The sequence below is a fragment of the Salipiger sp. H15 genome (assembly GCF_040409955.1).
GTDB lineage: Bacteria > Pseudomonadota > Alphaproteobacteria > Rhodobacterales > Rhodobacteraceae > Salipiger.
The window spans coordinates 1,024,039-1,050,438 of the sequence record NZ_CP123385.1 but is presented as its reverse complement, the minus strand read 5'-3'; the positions used below and the strand labels follow the sequence as shown (position 1 = coordinate 1,050,438).

The following is a 26,400-nucleotide window of genomic DNA, read 5'->3' as shown; positions in this document are numbered from 1 at the left end:
TTGCACCCGCCCGCCCGCTCGGTCATGGTTTGGCTTTCATAAAGCTGTTGCAATTCGTGACGCATAAGCCGCCCATGACCATCGCCGATTTCCTCAAAGCCCCGATCCCCGCCCCCCAGGACCTGCCCGACACCGACCTGTCGGGCCCGGGGCGTTTCTACAACCGCGAGCTCAGCTGGCTCGGCTTCAACTGGCGGGTGCTGGAAGAGGCGGAGAACACCAGGGTGCCGCTGCTCGAGCGGCTGCGCTTCCTGTCGATCTCGGCGACCAACCTCGACGAGTTCTACACCGTGCGCGTCGCCGGCCTGCGCGAGCTGGCCCACGCGGGCAACACCACCCCCGCCGCCGACGGGCTGACCCCGGCCGAGCAGCTGGTGCTCATCGACGAGGACGCCCGCCAGCTGATGGCGCACCAGCAGAAGGTGCTGGGCGCGCTGCAGCTCGAGCTCGAGGCGGTGGGCATCGGCCTCGTGCAGCGCGAGGCGCTGCAGCCGGACGACCTCGAGTTCCTGCAGCAACAGTTCCTCGAGCAGGTCTTCCCGGTGCTCTCGCCGCTGGCCATCGACCCGGCGCACCCCTTCCCGTTCATCGCCAACATGGGCTACTGCCTCGCGCTCGAGCTCGAGCGCAAGCGCGACCGCCGCACCCGGCAGGCGCTGCTGCCGATCCCGCACCAGATCGCCCGCTTCATCGCCCTGCCCGCCCCCGAGGGCACCAAGCGCTTCATCTTCCTCGAGGACGTGCTGCTGCTGCACATCGAGAGCCTGTTCCCCGGCTACCGCGTGAAGAACCACTTCGGCTTCCGCGTGCTGCGCGACAGCGACATCGAGGTCGAGGAAGAGGCCGAGGATCTCGTGCGCGAGTTCGAGGTCGCGCTGAAGCGCCGCCGCCGCGGCGAGGTGGTGCGCCTCACGATCACCGCCGGCGCGCCGAAGCAGCTGCGCAGCATCGTCATGCGCGAGCTGCTGGTCGGCGAAGACGAGGTGATCGAGCTCGACGGCATGATCGGCATGGCCGACCTCAAGGAGCTGGTGTCCGACGACCGGCCCGACCTGCTGTGGCCCAGCTTCACCCCGCGCGTGCCCGAGCGGGTGCAGGACCACGAAGGCAACATGTTCGAGGCGATCAAGCAGAAGGACATGCTGCTGCACCACCCCTACGAGACCTTCGACATGGTGGTGCGCTTCCTCGCCCAGGCGGCGCTCGACCCGAACGTGGTGGCGATCAAGCAGACGCTCTACCGCACCTCGCGCAACTCGCCGATCGTCGAGGCGCTCTGCGAGGCGGCCGAGGACGGCAAGTCGGTGACCGCGCTGGTCGAGCTGAAGGCCCGCTTCGACGAGGCTGCCAATATCCGCCAGTCGCGCCGGCTCGAACGCTCGGGCGCGCACGTGGTCTACGGCTTCCTCGACTGGAAGACCCATGCCAAGATCTCGAGCGTCGTGCGCCGCGAGGGCGACAAGCTGGTGACCTACACCCACTGGGGGACCGGCAACTACCACCCGATCACCGCGAAGATCTACACCGACCTGTCGTTCTTCACCTGCGACGCGGCGCTCGGCCGGGACGCGACGAAGATCTTCAACTACCTGTCGGGCTACGCCATGCCCGAGGGGCTCGAGAACCTCGTCATCTCGCCGCACACGCTCAAGCCGCGCATGCTCGAGCTGATCGAGGCCGAGGCCGAGCACGCCCGCCAGGGCCGCCCGGCGCAGATCTGGCTGAAGATGAACTCGCTGATCGAACCCGACATGATCGACGCGCTCTACGCCGCCAGCCAGGCCGGGGTGAAGATCGACTGCGTGATCCGCGGCATCTGCGGGCTGCGCCCGGGCATCAAGGGCCTGTCCGAGACCATCCGGGTGAAGAGCATCGTCGGGCGCTTCCTCGAGCATTCGCGCATCGCCTGCTTCGGCAACGGCCACGGGCTGCCGCACAGCAAGGCGCGGGTGCTGATCTCCTCGGCCGACTGGATGGGGCGCAACCTCAACCGCCGGATCGAGACCGGGGTCGAGATCATGAATCCCACGGTCAAGGCGCAGATCGTCAGCCAGATCATGGCGGCGAACCTCGCCGACACGGCGCAGAGCTGGGTGATGGAACCCTCGGGCAAGTTCACCCGCCACCCGGTGCAGGAGGGCGAGTTCTCGTTCAACTGCCACCGCTTCTTCATGGAAAACCCCTCGCTCTCGGGCCGCGGCTCGGCCGGGGCCAAGGACGTGCCGAAGCTGACCCACGCCGGCGACTGATCCGGCGCGCCTCCGGCGGGAGTATTTGAAGAAAGATGAAGAAACGCGCGCCCCGCCCTTCTTCTCTTTCCAAATACGCCGGGGGAGCGGCACGCATGTGCCGCGGGGGCGGAGCCCCCAATACCGCCCTAACCCCTTTTGCCCGCAGGGCTGCCCATGCTAGAGGAGAGGGCGAGACCAATGCCGGAGGAGCAGATGGACGGTAACGGCGACTCCAGCCAGGGCGATGCCGGACTTTTCGGACGGCCGCTCTTCGAGGATCCCCGCGCGCGGCGCCTGTCGAAGGTCGGCGTGGTGGACATCGGCTCCAACTCCGTGCGCCTCGTCGTCTTCGACGGCGCGGCGCGCAGCCCGGCCTATTTCTACAACGAGAAGATCATGTGCGGGCTCGGCGCCGGCATGTCCGAGACCGGGCGGCTCAACCCCGAGGGCAAGATCCGCGCGCTGGCGGCGCTGAAGCGCTTCCAGACCCTCGCCCGCGGCATGGACCTACCGCCGCTCACCGCCGTCGCCACCGCCGCCATGCGCGAGGCCGAGGACGGCCCCGCCTTCCGCGCCGAGATCGAGCAGGCCACGGGCCTCAAGATCTGGGTGATCGACGGCGACGAGGAGGCGCGGCTCTCGGCGCAGGGCGTGCTGCTCGGCTGGCCGGGCGCGAACGGGCTGGTCAGCGACATCGGCGGCTCGTCGATGGAGCTTGCCGAGATTCGGGGCGGCCAGATCGGCAAGCGCGCCACCTCGGAACTGGGCCCGCTGAAGTTCAAGGACATGGAGGGCGGCAAGAAGGCGCGCGAGAAATACGTCGCCAAGGCCATTGAGGGGCTGGCCGAGCGCATGGGCACCGAGCCCTCGCCGCTGTTCCTCGTGGGCGGCTCGTGGCGCGCCATCGCGCGCATCGACATGGAGCGGCTCGGCTACCCGCTGCACGTGCTGCACGAATACCGGATGACCGTCGAGTCGGCGCTCGAGACGCTGAAGTTCATCGAGGAGGCCGACCTCGACGCGCTGCGCGGCGCCTGCGGCATCTCCTCGGCGCGGATGAGCCTCGTGCCCTATGCCTCCGAGGTGCTGGCCGAGCTGCTGCGGGTGTTCCAGCCCACCGGCATCGCCATCTCGAGCTACGGCATCCGTGAGGGGCTGCTCTACGAGCAGATGCCGCAGATGCTGCGCGACCGCGACCCGCTGATCGAGGCCTGCCGCTTTGCCGAGGCCAAGGACGCGCGCCTGCCGGGCTTCGGCAAGAAGCTCTTCCGCTTCGTGCTGCCGCTCTTCCCCGGCGCGACCGAGGCGACGCTGCGCATCGTCAAGGCGGCCTGCCTGCTGCATGACGTGAGCTGGCGCGCCCACCCCGACTACCGGGCCGAGACCTGCTTCGACAACGCCACCCGGGCCAACCTCGGCGGGCTCGACCACCCCGAGCGGGTGTTCCTCGGCCTTGCCCTGCTGCACCGCTACCGCAACAAGCGCGAGGGCACGCGGTTCGAGGATTTCTACACGCTGCTCGACAAGGAGCGCACGCAGGAGGCCGAGATTCTCGGCAAGGCGATGCGCTTCGGCTCGATGCTGTGGATGTCGGACGTGAGCCAGGAGGACGGCGCACAGTTCGACTGGGATCCCGAGGAACGCCGACTGCGCCTCCACATGACCGAGGAGGCCGCGCCGCTCTACGGCGAGGTGGCCGAGGCGCGGCTCATGTCGCTGGCCAAGGCGCTCTCGGCCAGGGAGCTGCTGCTCGACATCGACGGCGCGGAGCCCAGGTCGCTCATCTGAGCCGGATCAGAGCTCGATCTCGCCGCCCGGCCCGGTCTCGGGCTGGGTCTCGCCGGAATCGGGGGCCTCGGGGTCGAGCTTTTCCTTGCGGCGGATCAGGATGTCGCCGTTGGGCAGCATCTCGGGCGCCTCGTAGAGCTTCCAGTCCTCGATCTGCTCGGAGAGCTGCGCCATGGCGGGGCCCATCTCGTCGACGAAGCTCTGCAGCGCCGGGCCCATGCGTTCGGCCAGCCCCTTGAGGTCCTGCAGCGTCGGATCGAGCTCGTCGCGCAGCCCGCGCAGGAACATGTCCGCGCCGCGCTCCATCAGGCTGGGCCCGGTGTGGGGCGTCTCCTCGGGGGTGCCTTCGGGGGTCTCCGCCCCGGTCCCGGCCTCCTGGGCAAGGGCAGACGGAACGAGCGGCGCGAGGGGCGCCGCGACGAGGCATGCCGCGAGGGCGAAAGGATAAATCCGGATCATGGCGGCACTATAGGCGGCTTGCCCGAGTCGCGACAGAAAATCCCGGGGCCCCCGGTCAGACGGCAAGATCCAGCGTGACGGGAAAGTGGTCCGAGGCGGTCAGCAGCGCCTTGCAGAGCTCGGGCGCGCGCCAGCATTGCGCATCGTCGAACGGGTGCCAGATGCGCCACTCCCGCGCCAGATCGCGCAGGTCGCGCGACACCATGACGTAGTCGAGCAGCGCCTGCAGGTAGCGCTTCTCGGGCTCGATGTAGAAGCGCGCGGTGCTGGGCTGCGGCGTGAGCCGCCCGCGCAGCGCCTGCGCCGCGTGCGGATCGTAAAGCGCCGTGTCGCCCTCGCCGAGAAGGATCTCGACCGAGCTGTGCCCGAAGAGGTGCTCGTACTCGTCCAGCCCCGGGCCGTCGTTGAGATCGCCGAGCACGATGACGCTCTCGCCTTCGGCGAGCAGGGCATCGACGCGGCGGCGCAGCCAGATCGCCTCGACCAGCTGCTTGCGGCGGTTGCAGATCGAGGCGCGCATCACCTGGTCATGGGTCTTGGCCCCGTGCGGCGCCTTGGACTTCAGATGGGCGCCGATCAGGTGCAGCACCCGGCCGCTGGAGGTGGTCAGCTCGACCTCGAGCGGCGGCTTCGAGAACGAGACGCGGTCCTCGGTGGCGTCGAAATCGAGGTCGATGCGGAACTCGGTGTCGAAGCGCGGCGCGTCGGGGCTCTCGCCGGGAACGTGGCGCACCTTTATCTTGTCCGGGTCGTAGAGCAGCGCGATTTCCTGCTGGGTCTCGTTGGCGAACCCGATCAGCACCTTGCGCGTGCGCAGGTCGAACGCATGGGCGAAGTTCTCGAGCGCGCGGTGCGTGTCGCGGCGGGTGCCGGTGTCGGGGGCCTCGATGATCATCACCGCGTCGGCGTCCATGGCGGTGAAGACCACCCCCAGCGCCTCGGCCTGCTCGGCCCTCGTGATGTCGCGCCGCCCGGACCAGTGGTCGTCGATCACCAGCTCGTCCTGCTTGTTGAACAGGTCATCGAACCACTCGACATTGTAGGTGGCGAGGCGCACCGGCTCAGACCCGTTCGCGGGCCGAGATCTCCTCCCAGGCCTGGTTGATCGCGATCAGCCGCCTTTCCGAGAGCTTGATCGCCTCTTCCGGCAGGCCGCGGGCGCACATCACGTCTGGGTGGCTCTCGCGCACGAGCTGCCGCCAGCGCCTGCGGATCTCGTCCATCGGCATGTCCGGGCTGACGCCGAGCACGGTGAAGGGATCGGGGGCGCAGTCCGGCACGAAGCGCGCGCGCAGGGCGCGGAAGGCGGTGTCGGGCATCTCGAAGATCTCGGCCACCCGCTCGAGGAAGGCGTTCTCGGCCGAGTGGTAGTTGCCGTCGGCCATGGCGATGTAGAAGAGCCCCTCCATCAGGTCCGAGAGCTGCTGCGCGTTGCCGTCGAACATGCGGCGGATGCGGCGCGCGTATTCCTCGAACCCCGCGACGTCCTGCCGGGCGAGGTTGAAGACCCGCGCCGCCGCCGGTTCGTCCTCGGCGGCGATGGTGAAGATCTCGCGGAAGGCGGCGACCTCGTTGCGGGTGACCTGCCCGTCGGCCTTGGCCATCTTCGCCGAGAGGGCGATGACGGCGATGGTGAAGGCGACGCTGCGCTCGGGCGGCTGGCGCAGCCGCTCGAAGACAGTCGTGAGCCCCTCGCCCTTGGCAAGGGCGGCAAGTGCTTCGGTGATGCGGGACCAGATCGACATTGCGCCAGTCTACGCGGCAACGCGGCAACTGTCAGTGCGACAATGAGAAGTCACGAAAAATTCTGTCAGAGGAACTTCTGCATGAGCACCAGATCCATCCAGCGCCCGAACTTGAGGCCGACCTCGGGCAGCCGTGCGATCTCGGTGAAGCCGAGCGCCGCGTGGAAGTCAACGCCCGCCGGATTCTCGCCCGAGACCCCGGCAAAGAGGCTGTGCGCGCCCTGCGCCCGCGCCTCGTCCATCAGCGCGGCCATCAGCGCCCGCCCGACGCCGCGCCCGCGCGCGGCCGGGCCGAGGATGACCGTGTGCTCCATGGTGCGGGCGTAGCCCGGCCCGCCGCGGAACTGGAAGAAGGTGGCAAAGCCGAGCAGCAACCCTTCTTCCTCGGCGACGAGGAAGGCCGGGCCGCGCGCGGCGAAATCGGCCTGCAGCCCCTCCGGCGTCTTGCGCAGGGTAGTGAAGGTCGCGGCGCTGTCGTCGATGATCGGGTTCCAGATCGCCGCCACGGCGGCGGCATCCTCGGCCCGCGCGGGGCGGATGATCATTGCAGGATCCGCTGGCCCGAGGGTGTCGCGAAGGTGGCGCGCAGCGCGGGCTTCGGCTCGACCGCGAACTCGACCAGCGGTGTTGCCAGCGACGGGCCGATCAGCGCCCGCAACTCGTCCGCCTGCGGATGCGCCACGGTGAGCCGCTCGAGCCGGGTGCCCGCCCCGGCCAGCGACACGCCCGGCGGCACCGGGCTGATCCATTCGATCAGCGCCGGAAACATGCCGTCGAAGGGCAGCAACCCGTCGCGCGGCACCGAGATTTTCCAGCTGAGCGAGCCGCGGGTGACCGGCACCGCCTCGCCCGCCATGGGGAACTGCCGCAGCGCGGCGTCGATGTCCGGCACCCGGCAGATCCACTTGTCGAGCCGCGCGGGGCCGGAGAATCCGTCGAGCCCGAACCAGCGCGCGCGGCCCGGCGCGGGGGCCGAGGGATCGACGGCGATGGCCTCGAGGTAGATCTCGTCTTCCAGCCCGATCAGGAAGTTGTGCGTGCCGAAATCGGGATGCGCCCCGCCCGGCGACAGCGGCTGCCCGAGCGCGCTCTCGGCATGGGTCACCGCCTCGGCCAGCGTCTCGCCAAGAACGGCCACGTGATCAAGCTCGAGCATCATTCCTCCGGTGTCGGTGCAGCCGGATCACGATAGCCGCGGCATTGGGCGGCGCAATGGCGAAATGAGCGGTGGCCCTTGAGCCGACATGACCTAGCGGCGCGGGCGGTGGCCAATCCGGGCGACCGCGGCTAGGGTGCCGCCCGCAGGCCCGGCAGAAACGACCGGGCCCCGAGGCAAGGACAGACAGAATGAAGACCCGCACGCTCCTCCTGATGCTCGCCGCAACGCTTGGCCTCGCCGCCTGCGGCGTGCCCTTCGTGCCGTTCATCTGAACGCGGCCTGCCGCCCCGGCTCGGTCCGGGGCGGCGGCGCGGCGGCTCACTCCGCGGCGCGCGGCGTGCCGATGAGCCCGAGGATTTGCTTGGCCGCCGAGGGGATGTTGGTCCCCGGGCCGAAGATCGCCTTCACCCCGGCCTTGTAGAGGAAGTCGTAGTCCTGCTGCGGGATCACCCCGCCGCAGATCACGATGATGTCCTCGGCGCCCTGCTCCTTCAGCGCCTGCACCAGCTGCGGCGCGAGCGTCTTGTGCCCGGCGGCCTGCGAGGAAATGCCGACGATGTGCACGTCGTTGTCGATCGCGTCCTGCGCCGCCTCTTCCGGGGTCTGGAAGAGCGGGCCGACGTCGACGTCGAAACCGATGTCGGCAAAGGCGGTGGCGATCACCTTGGCACCGCGGTCATGCCCGTCCTGACCCATCTTCACCACCAGCATGCGCGGGCGGCGGCCTTCGGCCTCGGCGAAGCTTTCCACGTCGCGCTGGATCTGGGCAAAGCCCTCGTCGCCCTCGTAAGCGGCGCCGTAGACCCCGGCGAGGGTCTTAACCTCGGCGCGGTGACGTCCGAACTGCTTTTCCATGGCCATCGAGATTTCTCCGACAGAGGCCCGCGCACGGGCGGCTTCGACCGCGGCTTCCAGCAGGTTGCCGCCCTCCTTCGCGCGCCGCTCGAGCTCGGCCAGCGCCGCGTCGCAGGCCGCCTGATCGCGGGTCGCGCGAACATGTTCCAGCCGCGCCACCTGGCTCTCGCGCACCTTGGCATTGTCGATGTCGAGGATGTCGATCGGGTCTTCCTTGTCCTTGCTGTACTTGTTGACCCCGACGATCACTTCTTCACCCCGGTCGATCTGCGCCTGACGGCGCGCCGCGGTCTCCTCGATGCGCAGCTTGGGCATGCCCGAGGCGACGGCCTTGGTCATGCCGCCCATCTCCTCGACCTCCTCGATCAGCGCCCAGGCCTTCTCGATCAGCTCGTTGGTCAGGCTCTCGACGTAGTAGGAGCCCGCCAGCGGATCGACCACGTTGGTCACCCCGGTCTCTTCCTGCAGGATGAGCTGGGTGTTGCGCGCGATCCGGGCCGAGAACTCGGTGGGCAGCGCGATCGCCTCGTCAAGCGCGTTGGTGTGCAACGACTGGGTGCCGCCCAGAACCGCCGACATCGCCTCGTAGGCGGTGCGGATGACGTTGTTGTAGGGATCCTGCTCCTGCAGGCTGACGCCCGAGGTCTGGCAATGGGTGCGCAGCATCTTCGAGCGTTCGGACTTCGCGCCGAACTCGGTCATGATCCGGTGCCAGAGCGTGCGCGCGGCGCGCAGCTTCGCCGCCTCCATGAAGAAGTTCATGCCGATGGCGAAGAAGAACGACAGCCGCCCGGCGAACTTGTCGACGTCCATCCCGGCATTGATCGCGGCGCGCACGTATTCGCGCCCGTCGGCCAGCGTGTAGGCCAGCTCCTGCACGAGGTTCGCCCCCGCCTCCTGCATGTGGTAGCCGGAGATCGAGATCGAGTTGAACTTCGGCATCTCGTTCGAGGTGTACTCGATGATGTCCGAGATGATCCGCATCGAGGGCTCGGGCGGGTAGATGTAGGTGTTGCGGACCATGAACTCCTTGAGGATGTCGTTCTGGATGGTCCCCGAGAGCACGGCGCGGTCATGGCCCTGCTCCTCGCCCACGACGATGAAGCTGGCGAGGATCGGGATCACCGCGCCGTTCATCGTCATCGACACGGAAATCTTGTCGAGCGGGATGCCGTCGAAGAGGATCTTCATGTCCTCGACGCTGTCGATGGCGACGCCCGCCTTGCCGACGTCACCGACCACGCGCGGGTGGTCGCTGTCATAGCCGCGGTGAGTGGCGAGGTCGAAGGCCACAGAGACCCCCTGCTGCCCCGCCGCCAGCGCCTTGCGGTAGAAGGCGTTCGACTCCTCGGCGGTGGAGAAGCCCGCGTATTGCCGGATGGTCCAGGGACGGCCCGCGTACATCGTCGCCTTCACGCCGCGGGTAAAGGGGCCGAAGCCCGGCAGATTGCCCATGTGCGGCAGCTCCGCCGTGTCCTCGGCGGTGTAGAGCGGCTTCACCTCGATCCCCTCGAGCGTGTGCCAGGTCAGATCGTCCAGCGGCCGCCCGTGCAGTTCCTTCTCCGCGAGCTGGCGCCATGCGTCCTTCTTCGCCGTCATCCTGTCATCCTCTCTCCTTGGGGGGCCGGGCGCCGGGCGGTCCCGGCACGCGCGGCCCAGTCATGCGTCATCCGTCACGCCGCTGGCGTGCGATGGTCGAAATCCCTGCGCCTGCCCGTGAAAGGCCGCGGTCCAAAAAAATCGCCTGACCCTTGGTCAAGGCCTGTGCAGCCGCGCAAAGCGCGCCTATATCTGGGGGCATGATCCGCCGTACATCCCTCGCCCTCATCGGTTTTTTCGCGCTCACCGCGGGGCTTGGCGCGGCGCAGGGCGCCGAGACGCCTGGCGATTCCGAACCCCCGATCCGTCCCGCCGGCGAGGCGACGCTGGACGAGTTCCTCTGGACCAAGCGCCCGCTGCTGATCTTCGCCGACACGGAAAATGACCCTCGGTACATCCAGCAGATGCAGCTCATACAGGAACGTATCGACGCGCTGGTCGAGCGCGACGTGGTGGTGCTGACCGATACCGACCCGGCCGCGCGCAGCCCGATCCGGCGCGCCATGCGGCCGCGCGGCTTCATGCTGATGCAGCTCGCCAAGGACGGCTCGGTGATCCTCCGCAAGGCCAGCCCCTGGGACGTGCGCGAGATCTCCCGCTCGATCGACAAGCAGCCGCTGCGCCAGCAGGAGGTCCGCGACCGGCGCGACGCGCTGCGCGAGCGCCGGTAGGGCGCCCGCCGGGCGAGGCGCGCGGCACCGCGCGGGCCGGGGGCAACCGCCCCTGCCCCACGCGCCGCCATCTGCCCCGCCCGTGTCATGGGATCACTCGAACTCCATGATCACGTCGTCCACGGCGAGGCTGTCGCCGGGGGCCGCGTTGATCTTGGCGACCTTGCCCCTGCGCTCGGCACGCAGGATGTTCTCCATCTTCATCGCCTCGACGGTGCAGAGCGCCTGGCCCTCCTGCACCTCGTCGCCCTCCGAGACGTTCACCTTCACGATGAGGCCCGGCATCGGGCAGAGCAGCAGCTTCGAGGTGTCGGGCGGCAGCTTCTCGGGCATCAGCCGCGCCAGCTCGGCCTGCCGCGGGGTGCGCACGTTGACCTTGAGGTCGGCGCCGCGGGTGCGGATGCGGAACCCGCCCGAGATCTTGCCGACCTTCAGCACCAGCGGCTTGCCGTTCACCTCCATGTGCGCCAGCGCGAGACCCGGCGTCCAGTCGCCGGTGACACGGACCTCGGAGCCGTCGTCGAAGGTGACCGTGGTGCCCGCCTTGTCGGCGGCCAGCACCACGTCGAAACTTGCGCCCTGCAGCGCGACGTTCCAGCTGTCGCCGACCTTGCGCTCGTGGTTGTCGAGCGTGCCCGAGATGCGCGTGCGCCGGATCTCGGCCACGCGGTTCATCGCGGCGCACGCGGCGGCGACGTCGCGCAGCGCCGGCTCGGCCAGCGTAACCCCTTCGAACCCCTCGGGATATTCCTCGGCGATGAAGGCGGTGGTGATATTGCCCGAGATGAAGCGCTCGTGGTCCATCACCGCGGCGAGGAAGGGCAGGTTGTGCCCGATGCCCTCGACCTCGAAGCTGTCGAGCGCGTTGCGCATGACCTCGATGGCCTGTTCGCGGGTCGGCGCCCAGGTGCAGAGCTTGGCGATCATCGGGTCGTAGTACATCGAGATCTCGCCGCCCTCGAAGACGCCGGTATCATTGCGCACGACTCCGCCCAGCAGCTCGCCCTCGGCGGGCGGGCGGTAGCGGGTGAGGCGGCCGATCGAGGGCAGGAAGCCGCGATAGGGATCCTCGGCATAGAGGCGGTTCTCGATGGCCCAGCCGTTGATCTTCACGTCGCCTTGGGTGATCGACAGCGGCTCGCCGTTGGCGACGCGGATCATCTGCTCGACGAGGTCGATGCCGGTGATGAGCTCGGTCACAGGGTGTTCGACCTGCAGGCGTGTGTTCATCTCGAGGAAGTAGAAGTTCTTCTGCCCGTCGACGATGAATTCCACCGTGCCGGCGCTGGTGTAGCCCACGGCCTTGGCCAGCGCGACGGCCTGCTCGCCCATCGCCTTGCGGGTCTCGGGGTCGAGGAAGGGGCTCGGCGCCTCCTCGACGACCTTCTGGTTGCGGCGCTGGATCGAGCATTCGCGCTCGTTGAGGTAGAGCCCGTTGCCATGCGCGTCGCAGAGCACCTGGATCTCGATGTGGCGCGGCTGGGTGACGAACTTCTCGATGAAGATGCGGTCGTCGCCGAAGGAGCTCGCCGCCTCGTTCTTGGAGGACTGGAAGCCCTCGCGCGCCTCCTGGTCGTTCCAGGCGATGCGCATGCCCTTGCCGCCGCCGCCGGCCGAGGCCTTGATCATCACCGGGTAGCCGATCTCGCCCGAGATCTTCACCGCCTCGTCCGCGTCCCCGATCAGCCCCATGTAGCCGGGCACGGTCGACACGCCCGCCTCCTGCGCGATCTTCTTCGAGGTGATCTTGTCGCCCATCGCCTCGATCGCGCCCTTGGGCGGGCCGATGAAGGCGACGCCTGCGGCCTCGAGCGCCTCGGCGAACTTCGGGTTCTCCGACAGGAAGCCGTAGCCCGGGTGCACCGCCTGCGCGCCGGTCTCGCGGATCGCCTGCATGATCTTGTCGATCACGATGTAAGACTGGTTTGCCGGGGGCGGGCCGATGTGCACGGCCTCGTCGGCCATCTCGACATGCAGCGCGTGCTTGTCGGCATCCGAGTAGACCGCCACGGTCTTGATGCCCATCTTGCGCGCGGTCTTGATGACCCGGCAGGCGATCTCACCGCGGTTGGCGATCAGGATCTTGTCGAACATGTCTGTCCCTTTCGTTGCGTTTCTTGGCCTACGGCCGGGGCCGCGGCTGGGGCGGAGGCAGCAAAAAGGCCACCGGAGCGGAAAGCTCCGGTGGCCTTGAAGAATTTGCGGACGTGCGCGCGGCGAACTTCGCCGCGGCGCGTCGTCAGATCAGCGGCAGTACTGCGGCGTGACGTCGTCGCAGACGACACCTGCGGTTGCACCGACCGCTGCGCCGACCATGCCGTCGCCGCCGACGGCGCGGTCGATGAGGTAGCCGCTGCCTGCGCCGATGGCGCCGCGCTGCAGGTCGGAGTTCTCACAGGCGGCGACACCAAAGACACCGAGAACAGCGATAATGCGGATAACGTTTTGCATGTGGGAAACTCCCCGTTTTCTGTAAGTTGAAGTTGCTCTTCAACGCCACGGATTTGATGAAGGTTCCACACATCTTTTCGGAATTTCGCGGCATGCGCGCCGCTCCGCCGATGCGGAATCCCCGTCGGGCACAAGATCGCCGATCCCGCATGCTCCTGACGCAACGGCAGAAGGGGCAGGATCCGCGGCTGGCGGACCGGGGGATTTGGATGGGGGATAAAAGAAGCGGGCGCGCGGTCAGGGGATGTGCCGCAACGCCCGCGAGGGGAAGGGTAACGGTGAGCAACGAGCGCGTCCGTCGGACGCGCCATTGCCCGCAACATCTTGAAGGTGCATGACTCGCCGGCCTTCTCCAAGCCATATCCAAAGGGATATGCCGGACCGGCCTCTTTCCGCGCAAAACGCGAAAGGGAGGGCGAGTTTACGCCCATTCATCCGGCTCGTCGAAAGCCTCGGGGAACGCGGCGCGCGCGGCGGGTTCGTTGATGACCAGCAGCGCCTCGTAGCTCTCGGGATCGAAGGGATCGTCGTAGGGCAGAACCTCGCGACCGAAGAGCCAGGACAGGCGCCCGGCATCAAGATTGCCACGTTCGAACGGTTCGGTGCCGAAATGCGCCCAGAGCGAGGCCATGAAGGCCAGGTCGGCGCGCTTGTCCGCTGCCTTGCGGTCGCGGAAACGCTCCCGCCGGATGATGGCGGTCACCCCCTTGGGGTTGGCTCGGCGGATGGTGAATTGAAAGTCCGTGCCGGGAAGTCGGCTCGGAAAGCCACGGTGCTTCAGCATACCGGGCCCCCCTCTATAAGGGCCCGTGGAAGCGGGCGGTGAGATACGGCCCTGCGGGGCCGGGAGTGCGGGACGGACCAGAAGGCCCGTCCCGGCGACAAGTTACTTGTACTTGCCGGTGTAGACGGGCTCCGCGGTAACGGGCTCTTGATCCACAACCACGTATTCTTCTTCCTGCTGGCCGCCGCAAGCGGAAAGGGTGGCAACGAAGCCCAGCATTGCAAGCAGTTGGATGCTCTTGGACATCTTATTCTCCTGTCAGATTCCTCGGGTACGACTGGGCCTCTCGGACCAACCTGCCCTCGTTCGGGTGTTTCGACTGCGAATGTGCAATCACTCCCCAACATAGCGCAAGTTACGAAAAAGAAATACGTAACTCGCTTCGCCGGCAGATTTTCTGCCGCGAAACCCCCAAAACAAGAGAAATATGAGCGGATTTCCGCCCGTCCCGAGAACATCTTCAGAACGCCTCCCAGACACATACCCCATTTTTGGGGCTATAGGCCTCGAAATATTGGCGGATTCCGGGTGACGTAGCGCCAACTTCGACCGGCTCGGCCATCAAAGAAATGACGATGCGTGAGGGAATCACCTGCCCGTGAGTGATTCGCGGCAGGGCAAAACTGTCGCAAAGATGCTGCATGTCGGGGGCGACGTCGTCGTAGCCGAGGGGGGTCTCGCCGCCGATCCGAGGGGCCAGGAAACGGAAGCGCTCGATCGTCGCATCCGCGTCGAAGGACGTGTCGTAGAAGGTGACGGGCATGCCCGAGGGCACTGCCACGGCGCTCTCCTCCTGCGCCGTGGCCAGGCCCGGCGTCATGGCAAGCGCCAGAGCCAGAATCCCGTGTCTGCTCACCCTCGTCACAAGGACCTCCCCTTCCTCATCTCGCATGGCGGCTCAGGCCGCCCAGGTCATCCAGCGCGCCCGGTTGGCGCGGTCTTCCAGAACCTCGGCGATGCGCGCCTCGACCGCCTTCCGCGGCAGGGCGCCCGCCACTTCACCACCCGCCTCGACGGTGATCCCGCCGGCGATCGGCGTCACCCGCACCACGGGCGCGAAGCCGCGCAGATCGCGCAGCGCCCGCCACATGTCCTGCCGCACCTGGTGCGCGAGCCGGGCGGGCCGGCCCACCGGCGGCAGCTGCGTCTCGACCTTCAGGTCGAACCGCGCCGGGTTGCGCCGGGCGAGGGTCACCGCCCCGCCCTCGCGCTGCATGTGCCATCCCTTCACCCGCATCGTCGCCTCCGGCTCAGAGCGGGATGTTGTCGTGTTTCTTCCAGGGATTGCTGAGGCTCTTGTTCCTCAGCATGGCGAAGGCGCGGCTGACCCTGCGGCGCGTCGAGCGCGGCTGGATCACCTCGTCGATGAAGCCGCGTTCCGCCGCCACGAAGGGGTTGGCGAACCGGTCCTCGTAATCGGCGGTGTGCTTGGCGATCCTCTCGGCGTCACCGAGGTCGGCGCGGTGGATGATCTCGGTCGCGCCTTTCGCCCCCATCACCGCGATCTCGGCGGTCGGCCAGGCGTAGTTCACGTCGCCGCGCAGGTGCTTGGAGCTCATCACGTCATAAGCGCCGCCATAGGCCTTGCGGGTGATCACCGTGACCTTGGGCACCGTCGCCTCGCCGAAGGCGAAGAGCAGCTTGGCGCCGTGCTTGATGACGCCGCCGTATTCCTGGCTGGTTCCCGGCAGGAAGCCCGGCACGTCGACGAAGGTCAGGATCGGGATCTCGAAACAGTCGCAGAAACGCACGAACCGCGCGGCCTTCTTCGAGCTGTCGATGTCAAGGCAGCCCGCCAGCACCATCGGCTGGTTGGCCACCACGCCCACCGTCCGCCCCTCGAGGCGGATGAAACCGGTGATGATGTTCTTCGCATGCTCTTCCTGGATCTCGTAGAAATCGCCCTCGTCGGCGACCTTCACGATCAGCTCCTTCATGTCGTAGGGCTGGTTGGCGTTCTCCGGGACGATCGTGTCGAGCGAGGTCTCGACCCGCTCCACCTTGTCGAAGAAGGGCCGCACCGGCGGCTTCTCGCGGTTGTTGAGCGGCAGGAAGTCGACGAGGCGGCGCACCTCGGCCAGTGCCTCGACGTCGTTCTCGAAGGCGCCGTCGGCGACCGAGGACTTGCGGGTGTGCGTGGTCGCGCCGCCCAGCTCCTCGGCGGTCACCACCTCGTTGGTCACCGTCTTCACCACGTCGGGGCCGGTGACGAACATGTAGGAGGTGTCCTTCACCATGAAGATGAAGTCGGTCATGGCCGGCGAGTAGACCGCGCCGCCGGCGCAGGGGCCCATGATGACCGAGATCTGCGGGATCACCCCCGAGGCCATGATGTTGCGCTGGAAGATCTCGGCATAGCCGGCAAGGCTGTCGACGCCCTCCTGGATGCGCGCGCCGCCGGAATCGTTGAGCCCGATCACCGGCGCGCCGTTCTGCATCGCCATGTCCATGATCTTGCAGATTTTCATCGCGTGGGTGGCCGAGACCGAGCCGCCGAGCACGGTGAAGTCCTGGCTGAAGACGTAGACCATGCGGCCGTTGACCGTGCCCCAGCCGGTGATCACGCCGTCGCCGCTGGGACGGTTCTTCTCCATGCCGAAGTCGATGCAGCGGTGCGAGACGAACATGTCGTATTCTTCGAAGCTGCCCTCGTCGAGCAGCAGCTCGATCCGTTCGCGCGCGGTCAGCTTGCCCTTGGCGTGCTGCGCGTCGATGCGCTTCTGTCCGCCGCCAAGTCGCGCGTCGGCGCGGCGCGCCTCCAGCTCGTGAAGAATGTCTTTCATGGCCAATCCTCTCCGTTTGCCCGGGACCATACAGTGGCGGCCTTGCCGCTCAAGTCAAATTCGGCAAATTTGCAAACCTTGGAAATAGTCGCGATAGCAAATAGCAAATTGGCAAAGATCGTCCCACGAAGCTGATACGCGTGGACTTTCATGACCTCGCGGAATACGGGAAACTCATGAGTACACAAACGCGCGGCCGCTTCCTGGACGCCTCGACCCCGCCGCATCTTGTCACGCTTGTCCTGCTGGCCGGACTCTCCGCGCTGGCGATGAACGTGTTCCTGCCCTCGCTGCCGCAGATGACCGCATATTTCGGCACCGAATACAGGCTGATGCAGCTTTCCGTGGCGATCTATCTCGGAGTCAACGCGGCGCTGCAGGTGGTGATCGGGCCGATCTCGGACAAGCTCGGCCGCCGGCCCGTGATTCTGTGGGGCGTCGCGCTCTTCATGCTGGCCACGCTCGGCTGCATCTTCGCCACCAACGTGTCGCTCTTCCTGCTCTTCCGCATGTGCCAGGCGGTGATCGTGACCGCGATGGTGCTGAGCCGCGCCGTCGTCCGCGACATGGTCGGCCAGGAAGAGGCCGCCTCGATGATCGCCTATGTCACCATGGGCGTCGCCGTGGTGCCGATGGTCGGCCCGGTGATCGGCGGGGCGCTTGGCGAGCTGATGGGCTGGAAGGCGATCTTCTGGATGCTCTTCCTGCTCGGCGGCGCGGTGCTCTGGCTCAGCTGGCGCGACCTCGGCGAGACCTCGCAGGCCAGCGGCCTGTCGCTGGGCGCGCAGTTCCGCGAATATCCCGAACTGCTGACCAGCCCGCGATTCTGGGGCTACGCGCTCGCCTGCGCCTTCTCGTCGGGGGCCTTCTTCTCCTATCTCGGCGGCGCGCCCTTCGTCGGCTCCGAGGTGTTCGGCCTGACCCCGGCCTCGCTCGGGCTGCATTTCGGCGCGCCGGCGGTGGGCTATTTCCTCGGCAACTGGATCTCCGGGCGCTACTCGGCGCGGATCGGTCTCAACCGCATGATCCTCTGGGGCTCGCTGATCCTGACCGCGGGCCTTGCGGCGGCGCTGATCACCTTCGCGCTGACCGGCGGCTCGGCGCTGATCTTCTTCGGCTTCATGTGCTTCGTCGGCCTCGGCAACGGCATGACCATCCCCAACGCGACCGCCGGCACGCTCTCGGTGCGGCCGCATCTCGCGGGGACGGCCTCGGGCCTTGGCGGCGCGATCATGATCGGCGGCGGCGCGGCGCTCTCGGCGCTCGCGGGGGCACTGCTCCAGCCCGGCACCGGCGCATGGCCGCTGCTGTGGCTGATGCTGGCCACCGCCGTCGCCGCGGTGCTGTCGATCCTGCTGGTGATCTACCGCGAGCGCCGCCTCGCGGGACTGGACCTGTCGGCCTGAGTTTGCAAAATTGCTCCGACGGAGGAGCAAAGGCGCAAACATGGCTACACGCAAACTCTACGCAGGCGCCAAGCTGCGCGACCTGCGCGGGCGGCTCGCGCTGACCCAGAAGGATTTCGCCGGCAAGCTCGGCGTGTCGCTGCCCTACCTGAACCAGATGGAGAACAACAACCGCCCGGTCTCGACCACGGTGGTGCTGGCGCTGGCGCAGGAGTTCGGCTTCGACGTGACCGAGCTGGGACAGGGCGATTCCGAGCGGCTGATCTCGGACATGCGAGAGGCGCTGGCCGATCCCGTCTTCGGCGAGCACGCGCCGCCGCTCGCCGACCTGCGGCTCACCGCCTCCAACGCCCCCGCTCTCGCCCGCGCCTTCCTCGAGCTGCACCGCGCCTACCGCCAGACCCACGAGCGGCTTGCCTCGCTCGACGAGGCGCTGGGGCGCGAGGGGACGCAGATGCAGCCCTCGCCCTGGGAGGAGGTGCGCGACTTCTTCCACTATTGCGACAACTACATCGACGCGGTGGACCGCGCGGCCGAGCACTATGCCCACGGGCTGGGACCGGGCGGCGCCGACCTGCGGGCGGCGGTGCTGGCCCACCTGCGCGAGCGCGGCATCACCGTCGAGTTCCACCAGTCCGCGCCGCTGCGCAGCTACGACGCCGAACGGCGGGTGCTGACCATGTCCTCGCTCGCCCAGCCCGAGACGCTGACCTTCCAGATGCTGATCCAGGTGGCGCTCTTGCGGCAGGAAAAGCTGCTCGAGGCGACGCTCGACCTTGCCCGGTTCCAGTCAGACACCGCCCGCGCCATCGCCAAGCTCGGCCTTGCCAACTACTTCGCGGGGGCGGTGATGATGCCCTACATGCGCCTGCTCGGCGCGGCGCAGGAGACCCGGCACGACCTCGAACTGCTGGCGGCGCGCTTCGGTGCCTCGGTCGAACAGGTGGCGCACCGGCTCTCGACGCTGCAGCGGCCGGGGGCCAAGGGCATCCCCTTCTTCTTCGCCCGCGTCGACCAGGCCGGGACGATCACCAAGCGCCACTCTGCCACCCGCCTGCAGTTCGCCCGCTTCGGCGGCGCCTGCCCGCTGTGGAACGTGCACCAGGCCTTCGAGACCCCGAACCAGTTCCTTCGCCAGCTGGCCGAGACCCCCGACGGGGTACGCTACGTGCTGCTGGCGCGGGACGTGACCAAGCCCGCGGGCCGCTTCGGCGCGCCGGTGCGGCGCTTCGCCATCGCGCTCGGCTGCGAGGTGAAACATGCCGGGGCGCTGGTCTATGCCGACGGGCTCGATCTCGGGCGGGACCGGTCCTTCGAGCCAATCGGCATCTCCTGCCGGATCTGCGAGCGGACCGATTGCCACCAGCGCTCGGTCCCGCCGCTCGAGAAGAGGATTTCAATCACCCCCGAGCGCCGGGACATCCTGCCCTATTCGCTGGAGTAGGGCTCAGCCTTCCTGAAGGCGCAGCGCGCGCTTGGTGGCAAAGACCTCCTGCCGCTCGACCCAGGGGTACTTGTGGTCATCCACCACCGGGCCCCAGTAGAGCTCGCCGCCAAAGCGCCAGGGGTCGAGCACGATCCCTTCCTTCATCGTGCCGCCGCTCTGGCTCACGATGACCGAGCTGTGCTCGATGCGGAAGGTCTTCATCGCGTTGGCGATACCGCGGTGCAGGTCGAGCGTCTTGAAATCTTCCTGCTCGAGCCGCGCCTGCAGGTCATCGGCCCACTGGTAGCAGAGGCCGCGCGGACGCGTGCCGTTGTTGACCTTGATGTTGTGGATGTAGGCCGGGTCGGTGACGTTCCACGCCACGGCAAGCTCGCGCGGGTAGTCGAGCGATATGCGCGCCATGCGCTGCGCCTCCTCGGGATCGACATAGGGGCCGAGCGCCTGGATCGACGCGGCGAGCGCGGCGTATTCCGAGGGCGGCGGGGCGGGCACGTGCGGGTCGCGGACGCTGGCGCAGGCCGAAAGGAGCGACGCGGCCAGCAGCAGCGGCAGCAGGAGGAGGCGGGAGGAGGTCTGGGGCACGGCTCGGGAGGTCTGCTGTTGGAACGGAACTTCTGCTGCACCTAGCGCGCGGATGCGGGCCTGTCGAGCGGCCCCGGGCGGCTTTGCCGCGATTCCGGGCATGGAGCGCCCCTCCGCCGCGTCCCTTCGCCTCTCTGCGCCTTGCGGGGCGATGCGCAGGGGGGTAAAGGCAACGGGACTTTGACGGACATTGACGGACAGGGGGAACCCATGTCGATCGACATTCAGACGGCGGCACGTGTCGCCAAGCTGGCGCGCATCCGCGTGGAAGACGAGGCGCTCCCGGCGCTGGCACAGGAATTCAGCAATATCCTCGATTTCATCGAGCAGCTGAACGAGGTGGACGTGGAGGGCGTCGAGCCGATGGTCTCGGTGACCCCGATGCGCCTGAAGCGCCGCGCCGACGGCGTGACCGACGGCAACATGCAGGACAAGATCCTCGCGAACGCCCCCGACGCCCGCGAGGGCTTCTTTGCCGTGCCGAAGGTGGTGGAATGACCGAGCTGAGCAAGATGAAACTGGCCGAGGCCCGCGACGCGCTGCGCAAGGGCGACGTGACCTCGGTGGAGCTGACCGAGGCCTGCCTCAAGGCGATCGAGGGCGCGGACGCGCTCGGCGCCTTCGTGCACAAGACCCCCGAGATCGCGCTCGAGCAGGCCCGCGACGCCGACGCGCGGATCAAGGCGGGTGACGCGCCCTCGATGTGCGGCCTGCCGATCGGCGTGAAGGACCTCTTCTGCACCAAGGGCGTGCCCTCGCAGGCGGCCTCGGCGATCCTCGAGGGCTTCAAGCCCGAGTACGAGTCGACCGTCACCAGCCAGCTCTTCGGCGCCGGCGCGGTCATGCTGGGCAAGCTCAACATGGACGAGTTCGCCATGGGCTCGTCGAACGAGAACACCTGCTACGGCCCCGCGGTGAACCCGTGGAAGCGCAGCGGCGACGACACCAAGCTGACCCCCGGCGGCTCGTCCGGCGGCTCGGCCTCGGCCGTCGCGGCGGATCTCTGCCTTGCGGCCACCGGCACCGACACCGGCGGCTCGATCCGCCAGCCCGCGGCCTTCACCGGCATCACCGGCATCAAGCCGACCTACGGGCGCTGCTCGCGCTGGGGCATCGTGGCCTACGCCAGCTCGCTCGACCAGGCCGGCCCGATGACCAAGGACGTGCGCGACGCGGCGATCATGCTGCAGGCGATGTGCGGCCACGACCCCAAGGATTCGACCTCGGCCGACCTGCCCGTGCCCGATTTCGAGGCCATGCTGACCGGCGACATCCGCGGCAAGACGATCGGCATTCCCAAGGAATACCGCGTCGACGGCATGCCCGAGGAAATCTCGAAGCTCTGGGACGAGGGCGCAAAGATGCTGGCGGATGCCGGCGCGAAGATAGTCGAGATCTCGCTGCCGCACACCAAGTACGCGCTTCCCGCCTACTACGTGATCGCGCCCGCGGAAGCCTCTTCGAACCTCGCCCGCTATGACGGGGTGCGCTACGGCCACCGCGCCAAGCTGGCGCAGGGCGAAGGCATCAACGACATGTACGAGAAGACCCGCGCCGAAGGGTTCGGCGCCGAGGTCCAGCGCCGCATCATGGTCGGCACCTACGTGCTGTCCGCGGGTTTCTACGACGCCTACTACAACCGTGCCCGCAAGGTCCGCACGCTGATCAAGAAGGACTTCGAGGATGCCTTCGCCGCCGGGGTCGACGCGATCCTCGCGCCCGCGACTCCCTCCTCGGCCTTCGGCATCGGCGAGATGAAGACCGCGGACCCGGTGCAGATGTATCTGCAGGACGTTTTCACCGTGACGCTGAACCTTGCCGGGCTTCCGGGCGTTGCAGTCCCGACCGGGCTCGACTCCAAGGGCCTGCCGCTCGGTCTGCAGCTGATCGGCCGTCCTTGGGAAGAGGGCGACCTGCTGAACACCGCTTACGCGCTGGAACAGGCCGCAGGATTTGTGGCGAAGCCGGCGAAATGGTGGTAAGGGCCCTTTAAAAAAGGCGCCAAAAAAAGGACTAGGGCAGCGGTTATGACACGCATTCTCCTCGGTGGCGCGGCCTTGCTGGCCCTCGCCGCCTGCACCACGCCGATCCCCGACAGCGGGGCCGGCTTCAACAACTACGACAGCTACCAGGCCGAGCGCGCGCAGCGCGACGCGGTGCTGGAGAGCAGCCCCGCCGTGACGGAGTCGCAGCTTCCCCCCGCGGGCGGCAGCAACGATCCCGCCGTGGCCGCGGCGACCTCCGTGCTCGACGGCCCGGCCGGCGCGCCCCTGCCCACTGCGGCAGGCACCGCAGCCCCGCAATCGGTGAGCGATTCCGCGGGCCTTTCGGAAGAGAACAGCTTCGATGCGGTCTCGGCCGAGCGCACGATCGCGGACGACAAGGTCCTGATCCAGCAGAACCGCGCGCAATACGAGGTGGTCGCCCCGACCGACCTGCCGCCGCGCCCCGACTCGGACGCGCCGAACATCGTCGCCTACGCACTGCAGACCAACAATCCGGTCGGCACGCCGCTCTACAGCCGCTCGGCCTTCGCCTCGGCCGAGAAGGGCCTGCGCAACTGCGCCAAGTACGAGACCAGCGACCGCGCGCAGGAAGCCTTCCTCGCCGGCGGTGGCCCCGAGAAGGACCGCAACGGGCTTGACCCCGATGGCGACGGCTTCGCCTGCGGCTGGGATCCCGCGCCGTTCCGCGCGGTGCGCGGCTACTGATCCGGGCCTTGGACCCGATCTGGTTCCCGTCCGACAATTTCGGGCCGCGACGCCTCGGCGCGCGGCCCGATCTCGTTGTGCTGCACTACACCGCGATGCAGACCGCCGAGGCGGCGCGGGACTGGCTGTGCAACCCCGCCTCCGGCGTCTCGGCGCATTACGTGCTGGGCTACGACGGCACCTGCTGGCAGCTGGTGACCGAGGAGATGCGTGCCTGGCACGCCGGGCTCGGCGCCTGGGGCTCGGTCTCCGAGGTCAACTCCCGCTCCATCGGAATCGAGATCGCCAACACCGGCGACGAGCCCTTCCCCGAGCCGCAGATGGCGGCACTGGAAGTGCTGCTCTCAAGCATCCTCGCGCGCTGGTCGATTCCCCCCGAGCGGGTCATCGGCCATGCCTGCATGGCCCCCGGGCGCAAGATCGACCCCGGTCCGCTCTTCGACTGGCCGCGGTTGGTGGCAAGGGGACTGGCAGTCGCCGCCGGGCCTGCCGCACCGGGCGACTTCCTCGGGGATGCCCACCGCTTCGGCTACCGCGCCGGGGCCGATCAGCTTCCGGCGCTGCTGAAATCCTTCCGCGACCGATTCCGTCCCGGCGCCTCGGGGCCGCTCTGCGACGAGGACCGCGCGCTGATGGCCGGGCTTGCCGCCCGCTGGCCCGCCACCTGAGCTGATCCGCCCGACTGATCCGCCCGGCTGATCCGCCCGACCTGATCCGCCCGACCTGATCCGACTGACGGCACCCCGGAAAAAGGAGCCGCCCCTGCCGCGGGCTGGGAGAAGGCGCGCGTCGCAGGGGCGGGGACCCCGCCCGGCGCATGGCCGGACGGGCCGTGCCGGTCCGGGCCCAGAGCTGTGTCTCGACCGGGGATCGGGCTGTCCGGGACGGGGGCAACCCGGGAGGAGACAGGCGGCACAGGTTCACAATACCCCGCACGCGCAGACGCCGCAGGTCAGGAATACCGGACCCTCCGCACCCCGCAGCGCGTTGCGAGCGCGCGCAAAAACCACAAGAGGGGGGTGCGACAATTAATTTTGATCTGGATCAAAGGAGATGATTGCCCGGCCCTTGGTCGCCAACTAAAAGGATTGTCAGACGAGGGGCGTGGAGGAGTGTGCGCGCCCTTGCGAGGGACGTACCTAATAAAGACCAACAGGAGGCACGCAATGGCAGATGCAGCCATTCACGGCCACGAGCACGAGGACAACCGCGGGTTCTTCACCCGTTGGTTCATGTCCACGAACCACAAGGATATCGGGATTCTCTACCTGATTACCGCGGCGTTCGTGGGCCTCATCTCCGTGGCCTTCACCGTCTACATGCGCCTGGAGCTGATGAGCCCGGGCGTGCAGTACATGTGCATGGAGGGCGCGCGCCTCTTCCCGACTTCGGTCGAGAATTGTACCCCCAACGGGCATCTGTGGAACGTGATGATCACCGGCCACGGGATCCTCATGATGTTCTTCGTGGTCATCCCGGCCCTCTTCGGCGGCTTCGGCAACTACTTCATGCCGCTGCAGATCGGCGCGCCGGACATGGCCTTCCCGCGGATGAACAACCTCAGCTACTGGCTCTACGTGACCGGCTCGACGCTGGCGATCTGCTCGGTCTTCGCACCGGGCGGCAACGGTCAGCTCGGCTCGGGCATCGGCTGGGTGCTCTACCCGCCGCTCTCGACCAGCGAATCCGGCTTCTCGACCGACCTCGCGATCTTCGCGGTGCACGTCTCGGGCGCCTCGTCGATCCTCGGCGCGATCAACATGATCACCACCTTCCTGAACATGCGTGCCCCGGGCATGACCCTGTTCAAGGTGCCGCTGTTCTCGTGGTCGATCTTCGTCACCTCCTGGCTGATCCTGCTGTCGCTGCCCGTTCTGGCCGGCGCGATCACCATGCTGCTGACGGACCGCAACTTCGGCACGACCTTCTTCAACCCGGCCGGCGGCGGTGACCCGATCCTCTACCAGCACATCCTGTGGTTCTTCGGCCACCCGGAAGTGTACATCGTGATCCTGCCGGGCTTCGGCATCATCAGCCACGTGATCGCCACCTTCTCGCGCAAGCCGGTCTTCGGCTACCTGCCGATGGTCTGGGCGATCATCGCGATCGGCGCGCTCGGCTTCGTCGTGTGGGCGCACCACATGTACACCGTGGGCATGTCGCTGACCCAGCAGAGCTACTTCATGCTGGCGACCATGGTCATCGCGGTGCCGACCGGTGTGAAGGTCTTCTCGTGGATTGCCACGATGTGGGGCGGCTCGATCGAGTTCAAGACGCCGATGCTCTGGGCGATCGGCTTCCTGATCCTCTTCACCATGGGCGGCGTGACCGGCGTGGTGCTGAGCCAGGCGGGCGTCGACCGGGCCTACCACGACACCTACTACGTCGTGGCGCACTTCCACTACGTGATGTCGCTGGGCGCCGTGTTCGCGATCTTCGCGGGGATCTACTTCTACTTCCCCAAGATGACCGGCAAGATGTACCCCGAGTGGGCCGGCAAGCTGCACTTCTACGTCATGTTCATCGGTGCGAACCTGACCTTCTTCCCGCAGCACTTCCTGGGCCGCCAGGGCATGCCGCGCCGCTACATCGACTACCCCGAGGCCTTCGCCCTCTGGAACCACGTGTCGAGCTGGGGCGCGATCATCTCCTTCGCCTCGTTCATCTTCTTCTTCTGGATCATGTGGCACTCGCTGCGCAAAGGCGCCGCCTGCACCGCCGCGAACCCGTGGAACGAATACGCGGACACGCTGGAATGGACCCTGCCTTCGCCCCCGCCCGAGCACACGTTCGAGCAGCTGCCGAAGCGCGAGGACTGGGACAAGCACCACGCGCACTGAGCGCCTGACGCTTGCAGAGATTGACAAGGACCGGCCCCGGGGAAACCCTCGGGGCCGGTTCCCATTTGCGGGGGCCCGTACAGCAAGGACGCCGCCATGACCCTGCCCGACCGCTTCGCCGCGATCGCCGACATCCACGGCAATTCCGATGCGCTCGCCGCCGTGCTGGCGGACATCGACGCCGCGGGCATCGGCACGGTGGTCAACCTCGGCGACATGTTCAGCGGCCCGCTGGCGGCGGGCGAGACCTGGGAGATCCTGCGCCATCGCCCCATGCCCACGGTGCGCGGCAACCACGACCGCTACCTGGTCACCCAGGTGCCCGGCGAGATGGGCCCCTCGGACCGCGTGGCGCATGACGAGCTGCCGGCGCAGGCGCTGGACTGGCTGCGCTCGCTGCCGATGACGCTCGAGCTCGAGGGCGCCTTCCTCTGCCACGCCACGCCCGGCTGCGACGAGACCTACTGGCTGCACGCGGTCGACCGGCACGGCACGGTGCACCCGGCGGGGGCGGCACAGGTGGCAGGGCACCTCGACGGGGTGTCTGCGGGGCTCGTGCTCTGCGGCCACACCCACCTGCCCCGCCTCGCCTGCTGGCAGGGCCAGACCATCGTGAACCCCGGCAGCGTCGGCTGCCCGGGCTACACCGACGACCACCCCGTGCCGCATGTGGTCGAGACCGGCACGCCCTGCGCCTCCTACGCCGTCCTCGCGCGGCAGGGCGCGGGCTGGAGCGTCGCGCATCACCACGTGCCCTACGACCCCGCGCGCATGGTCGCCCTCGCCCGCCGGCGTGGCCGCGACGACTGGGCCGCCGCGCTCGAGACGGGCTGGATCACCCGCTGAGCGGCAATTCCGTTCGACAGGGCGCGCGCCGATGCTACAGTCC

25 protein-coding genes are annotated in these 26,400 nt (G+C 67.9%); 11 read left to right on the top strand and 14 right to left on the bottom strand.

From position 1 onward, the window contains the following. The first annotated feature begins 74 nt into the window (after positions 1-74). Both PVT71_RS19240 and PVT71_RS19235 read left to right on the top strand, forming a co-directional pair. Entirely contained in the window at positions 75-2,249 is a 2,175-nt protein-coding gene (locus PVT71_RS19240; RefSeq protein WP_353474059.1) for an RNA degradosome polyphosphate kinase, read from the top strand. 195 nt (positions 2,250-2,444) lie between these two features. After that, the gene (locus tag PVT71_RS19235; protein WP_353474057.1) at positions 2,445-4,019 is read left to right on the top strand and encodes a Ppx/GppA family phosphatase; all 1,575 of its coding nucleotides are present in this window, start codon (positions 2,445-2,447) and stop codon (positions 4,017-4,019) included. A gap of 6 nt (positions 4,020-4,025) precedes the next feature. Here PVT71_RS19235 and PVT71_RS19230 read toward each other — a convergent pair whose 3' ends face one another. The 6 genes from PVT71_RS19230 to scpA all read right to left on the bottom strand — a co-directional run bounded on the left by PVT71_RS19230 (position 4,026) and on the right by scpA (position 9,836). Then, positions 4,026-4,478, bottom strand: a complete 453-nt coding sequence (locus tag PVT71_RS19230; RefSeq protein WP_353474056.1) for a hypothetical protein — start codon at positions 4,476-4,478, stop codon at positions 4,026-4,028. Between the two features lie 55 nt (positions 4,479-4,533). Next, positions 4,534-5,535, bottom strand: a complete 1,002-nt coding sequence (locus PVT71_RS19225) for an endonuclease/exonuclease/phosphatase family protein (RefSeq protein WP_353474055.1) — start codon at positions 5,533-5,535, stop codon at positions 4,534-4,536. A 4-nt stretch (positions 5,536-5,539) separates the two neighbouring features. Next, entirely contained in the window at positions 5,540-6,223 is a 684-nt protein-coding gene (locus PVT71_RS19220; protein ID WP_353474054.1) for a molecular chaperone DjiA, read from the bottom strand. 65 nt (positions 6,224-6,288) lie between these two features. Then, on the bottom strand, positions 6,289-6,768 hold the full coding sequence (locus PVT71_RS19215) for an N-acetyltransferase family protein (RefSeq protein WP_353474053.1): 480 nt from the start codon (positions 6,766-6,768) through the stop codon (positions 6,289-6,291). Next, positions 6,765-7,379 carry a VOC family protein gene (locus tag PVT71_RS19210; protein ID WP_353474052.1) on the bottom strand — a complete coding sequence of 205 codons (615 nt, stop codon included), beginning with the start codon at positions 7,377-7,379 and terminating at the stop codon, positions 6,765-6,767. The genes PVT71_RS19215 and PVT71_RS19210 overlap by 4 nt, the downstream gene beginning before the upstream one ends. A 321-nt stretch (positions 7,380-7,700) precedes the next feature. After that, the gene (scpA, locus tag PVT71_RS19205; protein ID WP_353474051.1) at positions 7,701-9,836 is read right to left on the bottom strand and encodes a methylmalonyl-CoA mutase; all 2,136 of its coding nucleotides are present in this window, start codon (positions 9,834-9,836) and stop codon (positions 7,701-7,703) included. 200 nt (positions 9,837-10,036) lie between these two features. Here scpA and PVT71_RS19200 point away from each other — a divergent pair, with 200 nt between their 5' ends. Continuing rightward, the gene (locus PVT71_RS19200) at positions 10,037-10,507 is read left to right on the top strand and encodes a DUF4174 domain-containing protein (RefSeq protein WP_353474050.1); all 471 of its coding nucleotides are present in this window, start codon (positions 10,037-10,039) and stop codon (positions 10,505-10,507) included. 93 nt (positions 10,508-10,600) lie between these two features. On the opposite strand, the gene PVT71_RS19195 is transcribed toward PVT71_RS19200, so the two are convergent. The 7 genes from PVT71_RS19195 to PVT71_RS19165 all read right to left on the bottom strand — a co-directional run bounded on the left by PVT71_RS19195 (position 10,601) and on the right by PVT71_RS19165 (position 16,525). Beyond that, on the bottom strand, positions 10,601-12,601 hold the full coding sequence (locus PVT71_RS19195; protein WP_353474049.1) for an acetyl/propionyl/methylcrotonyl-CoA carboxylase subunit alpha: 2,001 nt from the start codon (positions 12,599-12,601) through the stop codon (positions 10,601-10,603). A gap of 150 nt (positions 12,602-12,751) precedes the next feature. Continuing rightward, the gene (locus PVT71_RS19190; RefSeq protein ID WP_194135136.1) at positions 12,752-12,958 is read right to left on the bottom strand and encodes a hypothetical protein; all 207 of its coding nucleotides are present in this window, start codon (positions 12,956-12,958) and stop codon (positions 12,752-12,754) included. A gap of 421 nt (positions 12,959-13,379) precedes the next feature. Next, positions 13,380-13,742, bottom strand: coding sequence for a hypothetical protein (locus PVT71_RS19185; RefSeq protein WP_353474048.1), 363 nt, complete (start codon positions 13,740-13,742; stop codon positions 13,380-13,382). Between the two features lie 102 nt (positions 13,743-13,844). Continuing rightward, positions 13,845-13,988 (bottom strand): hypothetical protein, encoded by a 144-nt coding sequence (locus PVT71_RS19180; RefSeq protein WP_353474047.1) that lies wholly within the window; start codon positions 13,986-13,988, stop codon positions 13,845-13,847. 214 nt (positions 13,989-14,202) lie between these two features. Next, positions 14,203-14,607, bottom strand: a complete 405-nt coding sequence (locus PVT71_RS19175; protein ID WP_353474046.1) for a DUF6497 family protein — start codon at positions 14,605-14,607, stop codon at positions 14,203-14,205. Positions 14,608-14,640: 33 nt separating this feature from the next. Beyond that, complete coding sequence (locus PVT71_RS19170; RefSeq protein ID WP_353474045.1) at positions 14,641-14,979, bottom strand: hypothetical protein; 339 nt, start codon at positions 14,977-14,979, stop codon at positions 14,641-14,643. Between the two features lie 13 nt (positions 14,980-14,992). Further along, positions 14,993-16,525 carry an acyl-CoA carboxylase subunit beta gene (locus PVT71_RS19165; protein ID WP_353474044.1) on the bottom strand — a complete coding sequence of 511 codons (1,533 nt, stop codon included), beginning with the start codon at positions 16,523-16,525 and terminating at the stop codon, positions 14,993-14,995. 176 nt (positions 16,526-16,701) lie between these two features. Here PVT71_RS19165 and PVT71_RS19160 point away from each other — a divergent pair, with 176 nt between their 5' ends. Continuing rightward, positions 16,702-17,931: a multidrug effflux MFS transporter gene (locus PVT71_RS19160; RefSeq protein ID WP_353474043.1), complete on the top strand. Its 1,230-nt coding sequence runs from the start codon at positions 16,702-16,704 to the stop codon at positions 17,929-17,931. A gap of 40 nt (positions 17,932-17,971) precedes the next feature. Then, a complete protein-coding gene (locus tag PVT71_RS19155) occupies positions 17,972-19,375 on the top strand; it encodes a short-chain fatty acyl-CoA regulator family protein (protein ID WP_353474042.1) in 1,404 nt (467 codons plus the stop codon). Positions 19,376-19,378: 3 nt separating this feature from the next. On the opposite strand, the gene PVT71_RS19150 is transcribed toward PVT71_RS19155, so the two are convergent. Then, positions 19,379-19,960 (bottom strand): hypothetical protein, encoded by a 582-nt coding sequence (locus PVT71_RS19150; protein WP_353474041.1) that lies wholly within the window; start codon positions 19,958-19,960, stop codon positions 19,379-19,381. Between the two features lie 210 nt (positions 19,961-20,170). Between PVT71_RS19150 and gatC the strand changes: the two genes are divergently transcribed. The 6 genes from gatC to PVT71_RS19120 all read left to right on the top strand — a co-directional run bounded on the left by gatC (position 20,171) and on the right by PVT71_RS19120 (position 26,357). Next, positions 20,171-20,458, top strand: a complete 288-nt coding sequence (gatC, locus tag PVT71_RS19145; RefSeq protein ID WP_194135144.1) for an Asp-tRNA(Asn)/Glu-tRNA(Gln) amidotransferase subunit GatC — start codon at positions 20,171-20,173, stop codon at positions 20,456-20,458. Beyond that, positions 20,455-21,942 (top strand): Asp-tRNA(Asn)/Glu-tRNA(Gln) amidotransferase subunit GatA, encoded by a 1,488-nt coding sequence (gene gatA, locus PVT71_RS19140; RefSeq protein WP_353474040.1) that lies wholly within the window; start codon positions 20,455-20,457, stop codon positions 21,940-21,942. Before gatC ends, gatA begins: the two co-directional genes overlap by 4 nt. A gap of 45 nt (positions 21,943-21,987) precedes the next feature. After that, positions 21,988-22,671, top strand: coding sequence for a hypothetical protein (locus PVT71_RS19135; RefSeq protein ID WP_353474039.1), 684 nt, complete (start codon positions 21,988-21,990; stop codon positions 22,669-22,671). Then, positions 22,632-23,339 carry an N-acetylmuramoyl-L-alanine amidase gene (locus PVT71_RS19130; protein ID WP_353475566.1) on the top strand — a complete coding sequence of 236 codons (708 nt, stop codon included), beginning with the start codon at positions 22,632-22,634 and terminating at the stop codon, positions 23,337-23,339. The genes PVT71_RS19135 and PVT71_RS19130 overlap by 40 nt, the downstream gene beginning before the upstream one ends. 498 nt (positions 23,340-23,837) lie before the next feature. Then, on the top strand, positions 23,838-25,511 hold the full coding sequence (ctaD, locus tag PVT71_RS19125) for a cytochrome c oxidase subunit I (protein ID WP_353474038.1): 1,674 nt from the start codon (positions 23,838-23,840) through the stop codon (positions 25,509-25,511). 96 nt (positions 25,512-25,607) lie between these two features. Continuing rightward, entirely contained in the window at positions 25,608-26,357 is a 750-nt protein-coding gene (locus tag PVT71_RS19120; RefSeq protein ID WP_353474036.1) for a metallophosphoesterase family protein, read from the top strand. Positions 26,358-26,400 lie beyond the last annotated feature (43 nt).